Source organism: Paraburkholderia franconis (genome assembly GCF_009362735.1).
Classification (GTDB): Bacteria; Pseudomonadota; Gammaproteobacteria; order Burkholderiales; family Burkholderiaceae; genus Paraburkholderia; species Paraburkholderia franconis.
The window spans coordinates 38868-52408 of the sequence record NZ_WHNP01000027.1 but is presented as its reverse complement, the minus strand read 5'-3'; the positions used below and the strand labels follow the sequence as shown (position 1 = coordinate 52408).

14 protein-coding genes are annotated in these 13541 nt (G+C 63.9%); 8 read left to right on the top strand and 6 right to left on the bottom strand.

Features of this window, described 5'->3' with window-relative positions:
- Window positions 1-3 precede the first annotated feature (3 nt).
- From GCT13_RS25880 to GCT13_RS25860, 5 genes are all read left to right on the top strand, one after another.
- Window positions 4-1821: a methanol/ethanol family PQQ-dependent dehydrogenase gene (locus GCT13_RS25880; protein ID WP_152762969.1), complete on the top strand. Its 1818-nt coding sequence runs from the start codon at window positions 4-6 to the stop codon at window positions 1819-1821.
- A gap of 212 nt (window positions 1822-2033) precedes the next feature.
- Window positions 2034-2471 carry a c-type cytochrome gene (locus GCT13_RS25875; RefSeq protein WP_090870416.1) on the top strand — a complete coding sequence of 146 codons (438 nt, stop codon included), beginning with the start codon at window positions 2034-2036 and terminating at the stop codon, window positions 2469-2471.
- Window positions 2472-2559: 88 nt separating this feature from the next.
- Window positions 2560-3474 (top strand): substrate-binding domain-containing protein, encoded by a 915-nt coding sequence (locus GCT13_RS25870; protein WP_152762967.1) that lies wholly within the window; start codon window positions 2560-2562, stop codon window positions 3472-3474.
- Window positions 3471-4298, top strand: a complete 828-nt coding sequence (locus tag GCT13_RS25865) for a hypothetical protein (RefSeq protein ID WP_152762965.1) — start codon at window positions 3471-3473, stop codon at window positions 4296-4298. The genes GCT13_RS25870 and GCT13_RS25865 overlap by 4 nt, the downstream gene beginning before the upstream one ends.
- 85 nt (window positions 4299-4383) lie before the next feature.
- Window positions 4384-5385 (top strand): LysR family transcriptional regulator, encoded by a 1002-nt coding sequence (locus GCT13_RS25860; RefSeq protein ID WP_152762963.1) that lies wholly within the window; start codon window positions 4384-4386, stop codon window positions 5383-5385.
- Window positions 5386-5537: 152 nt separating this feature from the next.
- On the opposite strand, the gene GCT13_RS25855 is transcribed toward GCT13_RS25860, so the two are convergent.
- The 3 genes from GCT13_RS25855 to GCT13_RS25845 form a co-directional block, all read right to left on the bottom strand.
- Entirely contained in the window at window positions 5538-5906 is a 369-nt protein-coding gene (locus GCT13_RS25855) for a hypothetical protein (protein ID WP_152762961.1), read from the bottom strand.
- 273 nt (window positions 5907-6179) lie between these two features.
- Window positions 6180-6851 carry a Vgb family protein gene (locus tag GCT13_RS25850; RefSeq protein WP_152762959.1) on the bottom strand — a complete coding sequence of 224 codons (672 nt, stop codon included), beginning with the start codon at window positions 6849-6851 and terminating at the stop codon, window positions 6180-6182.
- 60 nt (window positions 6852-6911) lie between these two features.
- Window positions 6912-8132: a helix-turn-helix domain-containing protein gene (locus tag GCT13_RS25845; protein ID WP_152762956.1), complete on the bottom strand. Its 1221-nt coding sequence runs from the start codon at window positions 8130-8132 to the stop codon at window positions 6912-6914.
- A 129-nt stretch (window positions 8133-8261) separates the two neighbouring features.
- Between GCT13_RS25845 and GCT13_RS25840 the strand changes: the two genes are divergently transcribed.
- Window positions 8262-9026, top strand: a complete 765-nt coding sequence (locus tag GCT13_RS25840) for a DUF899 domain-containing protein (RefSeq protein WP_152762954.1) — start codon at window positions 8262-8264, stop codon at window positions 9024-9026.
- Window positions 9027-9211: 185 nt separating this feature from the next.
- A complete protein-coding gene (locus tag GCT13_RS25835) occupies window positions 9212-9925 on the top strand; it encodes a DUF2182 domain-containing protein (protein ID WP_152762952.1) in 714 nt (237 codons plus the stop codon).
- A 64-nt stretch (window positions 9926-9989) separates the two neighbouring features.
- On the opposite strand, the gene GCT13_RS25830 is transcribed toward GCT13_RS25835, so the two are convergent.
- The 3 genes from GCT13_RS25830 to GCT13_RS25820 all read right to left on the bottom strand — a co-directional run bounded on the left by GCT13_RS25830 (window position 9990) and on the right by GCT13_RS25820 (window position 12690).
- Window positions 9990-10760 carry an SDR family oxidoreductase gene (locus GCT13_RS25830; RefSeq protein ID WP_152762950.1) on the bottom strand — a complete coding sequence of 257 codons (771 nt, stop codon included), beginning with the start codon at window positions 10758-10760 and terminating at the stop codon, window positions 9990-9992.
- 32 nt (window positions 10761-10792) lie between these two features.
- The gene (locus GCT13_RS25825; protein WP_152762948.1) at window positions 10793-11764 is read right to left on the bottom strand and encodes a zinc-binding alcohol dehydrogenase family protein; all 972 of its coding nucleotides are present in this window, start codon (window positions 11762-11764) and stop codon (window positions 10793-10795) included.
- A 71-nt stretch (window positions 11765-11835) separates the two neighbouring features.
- Window positions 11836-12690 (bottom strand): alpha/beta fold hydrolase, encoded by an 855-nt coding sequence (locus tag GCT13_RS25820; protein ID WP_152762946.1) that lies wholly within the window; start codon window positions 12688-12690, stop codon window positions 11836-11838.
- A gap of 174 nt (window positions 12691-12864) precedes the next feature.
- Between GCT13_RS25820 and GCT13_RS25815 the strand changes: the two genes are divergently transcribed.
- Window positions 12865-13494, top strand: a complete 630-nt coding sequence (locus GCT13_RS25815; protein WP_152762944.1) for a CGNR zinc finger domain-containing protein — start codon at window positions 12865-12867, stop codon at window positions 13492-13494.
- Window positions 13495-13541: the final 47 nt, after the last annotated feature.

Below are 13541 nucleotides of genomic sequence, written 5' to 3'. Positions count from 1 at the left end.
GACATGAACGTACGCACCCTGGTTCTCGGACTGGCGGTGTTGGTTGCGACGGCGCTGAACTCGTTCCTGGCTTATGCCGATCCGCAACTGGACTCGCTGCTCAAGAACCCCTCGAATTGGGCGTCGCAGGCAGGTGACTATGCGAATCACCGGTACAGCCCGCTCAAGCAGATCAACGAAAGCAATGTCGGCAAACTCCAGGTCGCCTGGACGATGTCGACGGGTGTGCTGCGCGGTCACGAAGGCTCGCCTCTCGTGATCGGCGACACGATGTATATCCACTCACCGTTCCCCAACAAGGTCATCGCGATCAGCCTGAAGGATCAGACCTTCCTGTGGCAGTACGAGCCGAAGCAGGACACGGCCGTGATCTCCGTGATGTGCTGCGATACCGTCAACCGCGGGCTCGCGTACGGCGACGGCAAGATCTTCCTGCAACAGGCGGATACGACGCTCGTCGCGCTGAACGCGAAGACGGGCGAGGTCGTCTGGAAAGCACAGAACGGCAATCCGAAGGCGGGTGAAACCAACACCAACGCGCCGCACGTATTCGGCGACAAGGTGTTGACGGGCATCTCCGGCGGCGAGTTCGGCGTGCGCGGGCGTCTGATCGCCTACGACATCAAGACGGGCAAGCAGGCGTGGATGGCCTACAGCACCGGCCCCGACAACGAGATGCTGCTCGATCCGCAGCAGACGATGACCTGGGCCGACGGCAAGTTGCAGCCGGTGGGCGCGGACTCGTCGATCAAGAGCTGGAAGGGCGATCAGTGGAAGCTCGGCGGCGGCACCACGTGGGGCTGGTACGCGTGGGACCCGAAGCTGAATCTCGTCTACTACGGCACGGGCAATCCGGGCACGTGGAATCCGACGCAGCGTCCCGGCGACAACAAGTGGTCGATGTCGATCTTCGCGCGTGACCTGAACACGGGCAAGGCGAAGTGGGTCTATCAGATGACGCCGCACGACGAGTGGGACTATGACGGCGTCAACGAGATGATCCTCGCGGACATTGCTGTGAACGGCAAGAAGACGCCCGCGATCGTGCACTTCGACCGCAACGGCTTCGGCTACACGCTTAATCGCGAGACAGGCGAGCTGCTGGTTGCGCAGAAGTACGACCCGGCCGTGAACTGGGCGGATAGCGTCGACCTGAAGAGCGGTCTGCCCATCCGCAACGCAGCCTATTCGACGCAGAAAGCGGGCCCCGATCACAACGTGAAGGGCATCTGCCCGGCCGCGCTGGGTTCGAAGGACGAGCAGCCGGCGGCATTCGATCCGTCGTCGAGTCTGTTCCTCGTGCCGACGAATCACGTGTGCATGGACTATGAGCCATTCGACGTCGATTACGTGTCGGGACAACCGTACGTTGGCGCAACGCTGTCGATGTATCCCGGTCCTAACGAAAACGGTGCGATGGGCAATTTCATCGCGTGGGATGCGTCGAAGGGCAAGATCGTCTGGTCGAAGCCGGAACGGTTCTCGGTGTGGTCGGGCGCGCTGGCGACGGCGGGTGGCATCGCCTTCTACGGCACGCTGGAAGGCTACATCAAGGCAGTCCGGATCAAGGACGGCAAGGAGCTGTGGAAGTTCAAGACGCCGTCGGGAATCATCGGCAACGTGTTCACGTATCAGTATCAGGGCAAGCAGTACATCGGCGTGTACTCGGGCATCGGCGGCTGGGCGGGCATCGGCATGGCAGCCGGCCTGCAGAAGTCGACGGAAGGCCTGGGCGCTGTCGGCGGCTACCGTGAACTGGCGAAGTACACGGCGCTCGGCGGCACGCTGTTCGTGTTCGCGATTCCAGGCGAAAAGGGTTGATCAGCGCTGACCCTGAAGCAGTTCCGCAGCAGCAGTGACGTAGCCGAAGATGCCCGCATGCGGTCTTCGGCTCCGATCAAGACTCGAGGGCGCCGGCGGCGCGTCGAACGCAGACGCGCCGCACGGCGGCCACCTTGCAGTCGAAGAGCAGGTTCAATCGAAAACACGCAACGAACGACGTTGCGTGAGACCAGAGTAAGGGAGACGAACGTATGAAAGGCCGTGTTGTGCTGTCGCTTGCAGGTACGTTGCTGGGATTGGGCGCATTACCTGTCGTTATGACCAATAGCTGGGGGCAGTCGTCGGGTGCGCCTCAGGTCCAGCAGGTCGCCTACAAGGTCGTCGATGGCGACAAGGTCGACAACAATACATTGCTGGGCTGGAAGACGTGGCGTGCGCTTGCCTGCGAGCGCTGTCATGGCGCGAAGCAGGAGGGCCTCGTGGGCCCGTCGCTGATCGATGCGTTCAAGACACTCGACAAGAATGAATTTCACCGTACCGTATTCGGCGGACGTGTCGACAAGGGCATGCCCGACTTCAGTTCGAGTTCGATGATGCAGAAGAACTGGGAAAACCTCTACGCGTACCTGAAGGGCCGCTCCGACGGCAAGATCAAACCGGGCGATCTGCAGGCGATCGATGCAAAATGAGCTTCATGACGTCATGTGATTCTTCGTGACGCGCTTACGTGAGTGACCGTATGCCGAGCATCGCATGACGCAAACCCGGGAGACCTCCATGTCCGATCGCAGACGTTTAGCCGTCCATGTTGCATGTGCCATGCTGACGGTGTGCTGGGCCTGTGTCGGCGGGCCAGCCGCTCGCGCGCAGGGTGCGCCCGCGCCGAACCTGCCGAACAACGATGGCGCCGACAAGGTGTTGCGCGTGTGCGCCGATCCGAACAACATGCCGCTCTCGAACCAGAAGGGCGAGGGCTACGAGAACAAGATCGCGGCCGCGATGGCCAAAGACTTCGGCTACAAGCTCGAATACACGTATTTCCCGCAGCGCATGGGCTTCGTGCGGCATACGCTGCGCGAGAAGCTGCCCAACACCGAGCAGTTCAGATGCGACCTCGTGATCGGCGTGCCGCACGGCTACGACATGACGGCGACCACGCGGCCCTGGCTGCACTCGACGTATGCGATGGTGTTCCAGAAGCGCCCCGAGTTCGCGAACATCAACACGCCAACCGATCTGCTGAAGCTGCCACCCGATCAGCTGAAGAAGTTGAAGCTCGGCATCTTCACGCAGACGCCTGCCGTCGACTGGCTGCTGTCGAACAATCTGATCGACCAGGCTGTGTCGTATCGCGCGCAAAGCGGCGACCCGAACGAGTTTCCCGGCGAGATGATCCAGCGCGACCTGGCGCAGGGCAATGTCGACGTGGTGTTCGTCTGGGGGCCGATTGCGGGCTATTTCACGAAGCAGGCGAGCGATCGCGTGAAGCTCGTGCCGTTCCCGCCGCAGCCGGGCATCCGCTTCGACTATGAAATCTCGATGGGCGTGCGTAACGGCGAGAAGGCATGGCACGACAAGATCGACCAGTGGATCGCCACGCATCAGGGCAATATCGACCAGATACTGACCAGCTACGATGTGCCGCTGCTGCCGCTGGCAAGCGCGCCCGTCGCAACGGACTCGCCGAAATGACGCGCAAGCGGGCAGGATGCGCACGCGGGGTTGCGCGTGCGCTTGCCGTGCGTGGCGCTGTTGCGACGGCGGCAATGGCGGCGGTCGCGGCGCCGCTGGGTGTGTCGACGAGTGCGTCGTTGGCCGTTTCATTGGTGATGCCGCAAGCCGCGCTCGCCGCCGATACGACACCCATCGCGCCCGCCGAAAAGCTGCTGTTTCTCACGCCGCATCTGCACGGCGTCGCGTCGCAGACTGAGCTCGACTATTCGCTCGTCGTATCGGCGCCGCCCGAGAAGTCGACGGACCGGGTTCGCGTGCTCGTCGCGAGTGACGACAACGCGAAGAGCGACGCGACGGTCAGCGATGCGAGCGGCAAGGTGACCGTGCCCGGCGATCTGCCGTGCAACCCGATCATTCTGTATTTTCTCGAACGCGACATCGCGGAGATGGAGCAGTTGACGGGCGGACAGCGCCGCTACTTCCAGCAGCGCGTTCGGCTCGCACTCGCGGCGGGGCCGCCCATCACGGATGCGACGGCGCAAGTGGACGGCAAGCCGGTGAAGGCGCGCAAGATCGTGATTCAACCGTATCTGAACGATCCGAACGCGGCGCGCTTTCCGAAGTACACGAGCAAGCGCTACACGTTCGTTCTCGCCGATGGCGTGCCTGGCGGCGTGTCATTGCTGCTCACCGAGGTGCCCGGCGACAACGGCGATTTCACGCATCCCGTGAAGACGGAATCGGTGAGCTTCGAGACGTCGGTGCGCAAGCTGTCGCCACCCGCGCGCGGCGCGCCTTCGACACCGAAGACGCCCTCCAACGCGCCGCGTGCGAGCCGCTGATTTTCGCTGAGTGTTGGATGGACGCCGCGTGACATGACGGGCGGCGTGCTCGCTGCCCGTCGAAACGCGTTTGGGAAAACGCATCATGAATCTGATCCGCTCGCTGACGCTCAGGCAACTGCAGATCTTCGTGATCGCAAGCCGTCTGCCGAGCTTCGCGCGCGCGGCGGAAGAGTTGCATCTGACGCAGCCCGCAGTGTCGATGCAGATACGGCAACTGGAAGAGGCGGTCGGCATGCCGCTCTTCGAGCGCATCGCGCGGCGGCTGACGCTGACGGAAGCGGGCGAGCGTCTGTCACATCACGCGAGCCGCATTCTCGGCGAGATCAAGGACGCCGAAGACACGATGTCCTCGCTCGCGCAAGCCGATAGCGGCACGATCGCGGTGAGCATCGTCAGTTCCGCGACCTACTTCGCGCCGAAGCTGCTGGCGCTGTATTCGAAGCAGTTTCCGAAGGTCGACGTGCATTTTTCCGTCGGCAATCGCGAAACGCTGCTGAGGCTGCTGCAGGACAACGCAACCGATCTCGCGATCATGGGCCGGCCGCCGCCGGAACTGGGCACGACAGCCGAGCCGCTTGCGTACCATCCGCATGTGATCATCGCGCCCGTCACGCATCCGTTGCGTCACGCGCGCCGTTTCGATTTGCAGGAGTTGGCGGGCGATACGTTTCTGCTGCGCGAGCCGGGTTCGGGCACGCGCGCCGTTGCCGAGCATACGTTCCGGCAGCATCTGTTCACACCGGCGCGCTGCGTGACGCTCGGCAGCAACGAAACAATCAAGCAGGCCGTGATGGCGGGCATGGGCGTGAGCCTCATTTCGCTGCATACGCTCGCGCTCGAACTGCGTACGGGCGAGATCGCGCTGCTCGACGTGAACGGCACGCCTGTCGAGCGCACGTGGCAGATTGTGCATCTGAGCTCGAAGCAACTGTCGCCGACGTGCGTGATGTTTCGGCGCTTTCTGCTCGAACATGCGGAGCCGTTTCTCGAGCAGGAGTATGCGAAGTTGATGCAGCCGCTGTCGTCGGCGACTGCGCAGCGTGCGCGCAGTGCGAAGCGAGTGGAGAAGGTGGAGCGGGGGTGAGCGCGGTGTCGATCTCGGCGTCGACCTCGGCTTCGATCGCGCGGACGCAAGTTTGAAGAGCAAGCGAAACCGATCAGGCTTGCAGTGGGGTGTCATCCATCATCGGCGGCCGGACGGGAACGGCCGCCGTGAAGCCCCTGTACTACGTCGAACTACGTGCGTGTCGCCGTGCGTCCCGTCGCCGTATGATTGCCGCGATTGACGTGCTGGCCGATGTGCGTTTGCGAGTGAATGCTCGCGCGATCGGTGGCCCGGTCGTGTCCCTTGTCGCGGTCGGCCGCGACGTGACCGTTGGTATTGGCGAGCCCCTTGGCGCTCATGTGGCTCGCCGACACGCCGCCCGCGTGGCCCATCCCGGCTCCGATGCCGGCGCCGTGGCCGCCACCGTTTCCACCGCCATTGCCACCACCATTGCCTCCACCGTTGCCACCACCATTGCCTCCGCCCTGCGCAAATGCAGGCATGGACGCGCAGGCCAGGAACAACGCCGCAGCGGCGGCGGCTGTTTTCGATCGAATCATTGCTGTCTCCCTGATGCCGTTTCGGATGCAACGGATTGTATGAGCGGCCGTCCAGTATGGTGTCGCGAATGTGTAATCGTCTGTAAATGCTGTTTCGAGGGTGTTGTGCGGAGGGTTGAGCGCCTTGCGATAGCGAAGCGCTGGCTTACAGATCGTTGCAATGTGCTGGCGCGGTCTACGGACGAGTCCGTACGTTCGCGCGATCTAATAAAAGGCATGATGTAAAGGAGAGATCCTCGTCACATTTATTTTGACGCGCGCTCCACCCACCCTTCACCCCCTCGCCGTGCCGACCGTACCTCCAGCATCGCTTTCGCGCTTCGGCCGCCGGACGGCACGCAATTTCCCGCTGTCCCCGCCGCCGCAGAAAAACCGATCGGCGCCATCGGATTCGAGCCCCGACACCATCATGCCTTCCGGCATCTCGACCATTTCGAGCACTTCGCCCGTGCGCGGATCGACGTGCCGCAAATCGCTCTCGTCGCCTTCCCACGTACCGTGCCACAGTTCTCCATCGACCCACGTCACGCCCGTGACGAAGCGCTTCGATTCGATGGTGCGAAGAATCGCACCCGTCTGCGGATCGACCTGATGGATCTTGCGCTCGCGATACTGCCCGACCCACAGCGATCCCTCAGCCCACGCGAGCCCCGAGTTGCTGCCGGCGGGCGCAGGAATTGTCGCGAGCACATGGCCCGTCTGCGGATCGACCTTCTGGATGCGGTCGTTGGCGATCTGAAACAGGTGCTGGCCGTCGAACGCCGTTCCCGCGTCCGCGTCGACGCCGATCGAGCGCGTCGTCTGTCCGCTTTCGGGGTCCAGCACCTGCAGCGTATCGCCGGCGGCGAACCACACGTTCTGGCCGTCATACGTGACGCCATGCACGCTGTCGACGCCCGGAAAGGGTCCATATTCACGCACGATTTCAGCGGCTGATCGATTCATGCTGCCATCCTGGTCGGTGAAGAAGTGAAAGTGGTCGGTGAACAGTCGAGCCATCTCATCCTAGTCGATGGGGAGCGGCGTGGGGAGTAACAACGCCGTCGCGAATCCGGGCATCGGCGGCGTCATCCAGCGGCGGGCGCGCCCGCGTCCGAACGACTGCACCTTGCCGTCCGCCGCAAGTGAATCGAGCGCGCGCTGCACCGTGCGCTGGCTCGCGCCGAGCGCAAGCGCGAGCGCCGAGCTCGACCACGATTCGCCATCGGCGAGAAAGGCGAGCATCGCCGCGTGCTCTTCTTCGACGGGCCGCGCCAGCACGACGACTTCGGGCGCGCGCCGCGGCACGAGCGCAAAGCCGCGCGGCGTCGCCGTCACAGCGGCGAGCGCGCCGAGCATCGTGCGCAGCCGTCCCATCTCGACGCGCAGGCGCGCGCGATGCGACTCGTCGGCGTGCTTCATGCGGAATGCGCGGGCAATGAGCGTGTCGCGCGGCACGTCGGCGGGCCAGGCTTCGGCGAGCACGCGAACCAGATTGAACAGCACGGGACGCGTCGCGAGCGCGACGACGCTGCCCGAATCGCGCACGACGTTCCTGCATGCATCGACGACGAGCGCTTTCGACGCCATCAGCGTCTCCACTTCGTCGAGCAGCAGGAGCCGCTCTTCGCCACGCGCAATGAGCCGCGCAGCAGGCGAGTCCAGCAGACGCGCTGCGCTTTCGACTTCTGCCGTGAGCCCCGGAATGCCCGCGTGACGCGCGGCGCGCCCGGCGCGAGCGAGCGCGGCGCGTGCCGTCTTCGTGCGCAGCCGGCGCATCGCGATGCCGGCCACGATCAGCTCGTGCGCGGCGCTCGACGCGGGCGGGAAGGGCGCGGGATCGAATCCGTCGAGCAGGCGCTCGGCCTCGTCGAGACGGCCGATCAGCAGCAAGCGCCTGACTTCCAGATACCGCGCATGCGCCGCGTTGAGATGATCGCCGTGCGCTTCGAGGGTCGCGCGCGCGGCGTCGAGCGACTTCGCAGGCCAGCCGAGGTCGCGCGAAGCAAGTGCGATTTCCGCCTCGGCGACGATGCATCGCGCGCGGGCGACGGCCTCTTTGGGACCGAAGGCGCGCGCCGCGCTTCGCACGAGCGCCTTCGCGCGAACGAGATCGCCGAGCTGCGCCATCGCGATGCCGCGCAACGCGAGCGCCGGTGCGTCGTCGCGCAACGCGACGCGGTTCAGCGCGCCGAGGGGATCACCTGCCGCGAGCGCGCGCGCCGCGGCGTCGATGAGTGAGTCCATCCGAATCCCGTCACATTTGTCACTCCCATCCATCCGATGGGCGGTCCTAATCTAGCACACGTCGATTCACGAACACGCCGCATCGGCGAAGCATCGATCGGCGCACGACATTCAACGGAGGAACCCACGATGACCACTCATGCAACAGGTACACGCCAGCAATGGCTGGCGGCACGGCTCGAACTGCTGGAGGCGGAAAAGGCGCTGACGCGGCGCAGCGACGAGCTGGCGCGGCAACGTCAGGCGCTGCCCTGGGTCCGCGTCGACAAGACGTACACGTTCGACACGGATGACGGGCGCGCTACGCTCGCGGAGCTGTTCAAAGGACGCTCGCAACTGCTCGTCTACCACTTCATGTTCGGGCCGGACTATACGGCGGGCTGTCCGTCGTGCTCGTCGATCGCGGACGGCTTCAACGGCTTCGCCGTCCATCTGGCGAATCACGATGTGATGCTGACGGCTGTTTCACGTGCGCCGCTCGCCAGGCTGCAAGCGTACAGGAAGCGGATGGGCTGGACGTTTCCGTGGGCGTCGGCGAGCGGCAGCGACTTCAACTTCGACTTCAACGTGTCGTTCACCGCGGAGCAGCAGCGCGCCGGCACCGTCGAATACAACTTCGAGCGCGGCGGACATGCAATGGACGTCGAGCCTGCTCCGGAACCCGTCGTCCAGTTCGCGGCCATATGCGGCACCGACGCGCCGACTTACTCGCGCGACCGGCCGGGCATGAGCACGTTCGTCATCGAGGACGGCGTCGTGTATCACACGTATTCGACGTATGCGCGCGGTCTCGACGGTCTGTGGGGCGTATACCAGTGGCTCGATCGCGCGCCGCGAGGGCGCAACGAGCAGGGCATCTGGTGGCGTCGTCACGACGAATACGCGCAGCGCTGAGGCTCATCGTGGACGCCATCGGCGCTGCCATCGGGCGCGACGTTTCGCGGCGGGTGGCTTCGTCGCGGGATTCTTCGCGTAATTCGTCGTGGGATTCGCGGCGGCCCTCGCGGTGGACCTTTTTCGCCATCGTTGCGGTCTTCTTCGCTGTCTGCGCGGCATCGACGATCGTCTGGTGCACGTCGATGTCGGCGATGGGCGAAATGCCGATGCCGGGCGGCTGGTCCCTGTCGATGACATGGGTCCCGATGTGCGGGCAGAAATGGCCGCGCGCCGCGGCGTCGTTTGTCGGCATGTGGCTCGTGATGATGATCGCGATGATGCTGCCGTCTCTCGCGCCCGTGCTGTGGCGCTATCACGAGGCGGTCGGCCTGACAGACGGAAGGAACGGACGGGACGGTAGACGCGTCGCACCGTTGACGGCGCTCGTGAGCGTCGGCTACTTCTTCGTCTGGACGGTGGTGGGCGTGGCCGTGTTTGCGCTCGGCGCAGCGACGACGGCGCTCGCGCTGCACTTCCCGGCGCTCGCGCGTGCGGTTCCCGTCGCGGCGGGTGTGGCTGTTCTCATCGCAGGCGTGGTGCAGTTCAGTGCGTGGAAGGCGCGTTATCTTGCGTGCTGCCGTTATACATCTGTGAGCGGCTGCGCGTCGCGAACCGACGCCCGCGCGGCCTGGCTGCATGGCCTTCGCCTCGGCGTGCACTGCTGCTATTGCTGCGCCGGCCTGACGGCTGTGCTGTTGATCGACGGCATCATGAATCTATACGCGATGGCCTTCGTGACGGCAGCCATCACCGCCGAACGTCTCGCACCCGCAGGCGAGCGGGTTGCGCGAGCGATCGGCGTGGTCGTCGTGGCGATGGGTATAACGATGATCGCGCGTGCATTCGCGTTCGGTTGATGCGGCTTGTCGCTTGCCTTAGAAAAGGCCGGCACACGCACAACGCGTTGCCGGTCTTCAGCGTTTAGATCGATTTCACTTCTCCTCCATCCATCCGCAGCGTCGTGCCCGTCATCCACCGCGCGCCCGGCGATACGATGAACGCCATCAGCTCGGCGATTTCCTCCGGCGTGCCATACCGCGCGATGCCCGCTTCCATCGGAAACTTCGCCGTCGCTTCTTCGACTGTCATCTCATGCAGCGACGCCCAGTGCTTGAGATACGAACGGCGGCGTCCCGTCATCACGGGTCCGGGCAGCACGCTGTTGACCTGGACGCCATCGGCGATGCCGCGATCCGAAAACGCTTTGGCGAGCGCGATGATCGCCGCGTTGATCGTGCCGACGGCCGCATACGGCGCCTTCGGAAAAAGTGCCGAGTTGCCGGACATCATCACGACGGACCCTGACGTTTCCTTCAGCGACGGCCAGGCCGCGACGGTCAGACGCCGCGCGCCATGCAGCTTCAACGCGAGGCCGCGATCCCATTCGTCATCGGTCATGTCGAACACATCGATTTGCGGCACGGCACCCGCGATATTCAGCAACGCGTCGATCCGCTTGAACGACGCAAGTGTTGCGTCGACAACCTGTCGAGCCGCTTCGGGTAACGACAGATCGATGTCGATGGCGAGCGCCCGCGCGCCTGTCTGCCTGACGGCGCCCGCTGTCTGTTCCAGATTCTCGCGGTTTCGCGCAACGAGCGCGATCGCATCGAAATCGCGCGCGAGCCTGATCGCCGTCGAACGGCCGATGCCCTGGCTCGCACCCGTGACGATCGCTACTTTGCTGGACATGTCAGTCTCCCGGTTTCGTCGATCATCGCGCGTCAGTGGACGACGACCATCTTGCCGCCCGCTTCGTTCGCTTCCATCACGCGATGTGCTTCGCGAATCTCATCGAAACCGAACACGCGCGACGGCTTCGCGCTGAGACGGCCCGCCGAGACATCGGCGGCGATCGCTTGCAGCGGTACGTCAGAGAGCGGAAAGCCCGGCGTGCCGAACACGAAGCTGCCGAAGAACGTCAGGTAGACGCCGCTCGCCATTTGCAGCAGCGGATTGAAATCGGCGATAGGCGCGAGGCCGCCGAGCCAGCCCGCGAGGCACGCGCGGCCGCCTCGCCGCAACATCGCGAGCGAATCGAGAATCGTGCTGTTGCCGACGAGATCGAGCACGGCGTCGATGTGCTTTGCTTCGGCGATGCGCTGCGACAGATCGGGGCCTTCCAGTTCGACGCGCGATGCGCCCAGCTTTTCGAGCATCGCGAAACGCGCCGGATTGCGCGTCGTCGCGATCACATTTGCGCCCGCGTTCACGGCGAGATTGACGGCCGCCTGTCCAAACGACGACGTCGCGCCACGAATCACCAGCGTCTGTCCGTTGCTGATTTCGAGGTTGCGGAACAGGCACGTCCATGCCGTCGCATACGTTTCCGGAATCGCCGCGAGTTCGGCCCAAGGCAGATCGGATTCGATCAGCGCGACGTTGGAGACGGGTGCGCGCGTGTATTCCGCGTAGCTTCCATTGATCGTGCGGCCGAGGCCACCCATCAACGCGGCGACCTTCGCACCGACGGGAAACTCGCCGCCCGGGCACGATTTGACGATGCCCACGCATTCGATGCCGCTGACCTTCGCGGCTTCGGCCCACTCGCCGCGCCGCATGTGCATCTCGGCGTGATTGATGCCGAATGCCTTGATTTCGATGACGACGTGGCCTTCCAGCGGTTCCGGTTCCGGCAGTTCCGTATAGACGAGGCTATCGAGGCCGCCGAATTTTTCGAGCACGATTGCACGCATGAGGTTTCTCCTAAGGTAGATGCAGCGTCAGTCGACGCAATGTGATGAAGCAGACGATGCGCGTCCGCGAATCAGCGAATCAGGAATTCGGAAATGGCAGCGGCGATTTCTTGCGCATGTGTTTCGAGCGCGAAGTGGCCGGTGTCGAAGAAGCGCACGTCCGCGCCGGGGATATCTCGCTTGAACACTTCGGCGCCGGCGGGCAGGAAGAACGGATCGTTCTTGCCCCACACGGCGAGGAACGGCGGCTGATGCGTGCGGAAGTACTGCTGGAACGCCGGATACAGCGCAACGTTGCTCCGATAGTCGCCGAACAGATCGAGCTGGACTTCATGCGCGCCGGGGCGGCTCATGTAGTAGTCGTCGAGCGAGTAGCCATCGGGCGAAACCGACGCGGTGTCGGGCACGCCATGCGTGTATTGCCAGACGGTCGTCTCTTTGGTCAGCAGCGCGCGCAGCGCGTCGCGGTTCGCCTGCGACGGGTCCTGCCAGTACGCGCGAATCGGATTCCAGCCGTCGCTCAGTCCTTCCACATACGCGTTGCCGTTTTGCGAAACGATCGCCGTGATCCGCTCGGGGTGCTTGAGCGCGAGACGGAAGCCCGTCGGCGCGCCGTAATCGAAGACGTACACCGCGTAGCGGCCGAAGCCGATTACTTCGGTGAAGCGGTCGATCACATTGGCGATGTTGTCGAACGTGTACGAGAACGCGCTGCGCTCGGGCATATCCGACTGGCCGAATCCCGGCAGATCGGGCGCGACGATGTGGAAGCGCTGTGCGAGTAGCGGAATCAGGTCGCGAAACATGTGACTCGAACTCGGAAAGCCGTGCAGCAGCAACAACTTCGGCGCGCCGGGGCGGCCGGCTTCCCGATAGAACACGTTGAAGCCGTCAACCTCGGCATGGCGATGGGCAATCGTGGGCATGGCGTTCTCTCCGTAAGGGTTGGGGTTTCTGCTGACTCCGGATCGGGGTGTTTCGCCTCGCTCCGTGTAACCTTTAAAAAGCTGATATACAGGTTACGAATTGAGGGTGTAACTTGTCAAGAAGATTTTTAGCGGTTACGATTGAGTCATCGTCAACACACAACCGACACGCAAATGGATTACCGCCTCATACCGGCGATGTTCCTGGCCGATGCGCCCGGCCTTGACTTCCTGAACTCGGTTGCGACCCCTGTTGATGAGCCCGTCGACTGGATCAGCGACGGCGAAGGTCTGCTAGGCTGGCTCGAACAGGCGGGCATGGTGCCGGCTGACGTGCTGGCGGCCGTACGCGCGCAGTCCACGTCCGCGGAACTCGACGAGGTCGCCGCGAAGGCGCGCAGTTTGCGCGAATGGTTCAGGGGATACGTGCAGAAGAGAAAAGGGCGCTCGCTCGCTGTCAAGGACTTGCGCGAGCTGGAGCCGCTCAACCAGTTGCTCGCACGCGATGAACAGCATGGCCAGATCGTCGCGAACGGGCAGGACGAGGCGACGGCGCTGACGTTTCGCATGACGCGCAAATGGCAATCGGCCGAGTCGTTACTGATGCCGATCGCAGAAGCACTCGCAAGGCTCGTCAGCGAAGAGGACTTCACGCACGTGAAAGCGTGCGAAGGACCCAAATGCACGCTGCTCTTCGCCGATCACACGCGAGGCCACGCGCGCCGCTGGTGCAGCATGGCGGTCTGCGGCAATCGCGCGAAGGTGGCGGCGCATCGCGCGCGATTGAAGGAAGCGAAGGGTTAAAGCCTGCCGGTTAAAGCCTGCGGGTTAAGGCCCGGATGGAAGGCTTC

Excerpts from the sequence above, each read along its gene's own strand:
- GCT13_RS25880 (WP_152762969.1), top strand. The coding sequence starts at position 4 with ATGAACGTACGCACCCTGGTTCTCGGACTGGCGGTGTTGGTTGCGACG.
- GCT13_RS25875 (WP_090870416.1), top strand. The coding sequence starts at position 2,034 with ATGAAAGGCCGTGTTGTGCTGTCGCTTGCAGGTACGTTGCTGGGATTG.
- GCT13_RS25870 (WP_152762967.1), top strand. The coding sequence starts at position 2,560 with ATGTCCGATCGCAGACGTTTAGCCGTCCATGTTGCATGTGCCATGCTG.
- GCT13_RS25865 (WP_152762965.1), top strand. The coding sequence starts at position 3,471 with ATGACGCGCAAGCGGGCAGGATGCGCACGCGGGGTTGCGCGTGCGCTT.
- GCT13_RS25860 (WP_152762963.1), top strand. The coding sequence starts at position 4,384 with ATGAATCTGATCCGCTCGCTGACGCTCAGGCAACTGCAGATCTTCGTG.
- GCT13_RS25855 (WP_152762961.1), bottom strand. The coding sequence starts at position 5,906 with ATGATTCGATCGAAAACAGCCGCCGCCGCTGCGGCGTTGTTCCTGGCC.
- GCT13_RS25850 (WP_152762959.1), bottom strand. The coding sequence starts at position 6,851 with ATGAATCGATCAGCCGCTGAAATCGTGCGTGAATATGGACCCTTTCCG.
- GCT13_RS25845 (WP_152762956.1), bottom strand. The coding sequence starts at position 8,132 with ATGGACTCACTCATCGACGCCGCGGCGCGCGCGCTCGCGGCAGGTGAT.
- GCT13_RS25840 (WP_152762954.1), top strand. The coding sequence starts at position 8,262 with ATGACCACTCATGCAACAGGTACACGCCAGCAATGGCTGGCGGCACGG.
- GCT13_RS25835 (WP_152762952.1), top strand. The coding sequence starts at position 9,212 with ATGTCGGCGATGGGCGAAATGCCGATGCCGGGCGGCTGGTCCCTGTCG.
- GCT13_RS25830 (WP_152762950.1), bottom strand. The coding sequence starts at position 10,760 with ATGTCCAGCAAAGTAGCGATCGTCACGGGTGCGAGCCAGGGCATCGGC.
- GCT13_RS25825 (WP_152762948.1), bottom strand. The coding sequence starts at position 11,764 with ATGCGTGCAATCGTGCTCGAAAAATTCGGCGGCCTCGATAGCCTCGTC.
- GCT13_RS25820 (WP_152762946.1), bottom strand. The coding sequence starts at position 12,690 with ATGCCCACGATTGCCCATCGCCATGCCGAGGTTGACGGCTTCAACGTG.
- GCT13_RS25815 (WP_152762944.1), top strand. The coding sequence starts at position 12,865 with ATGGATTACCGCCTCATACCGGCGATGTTCCTGGCCGATGCGCCCGGC.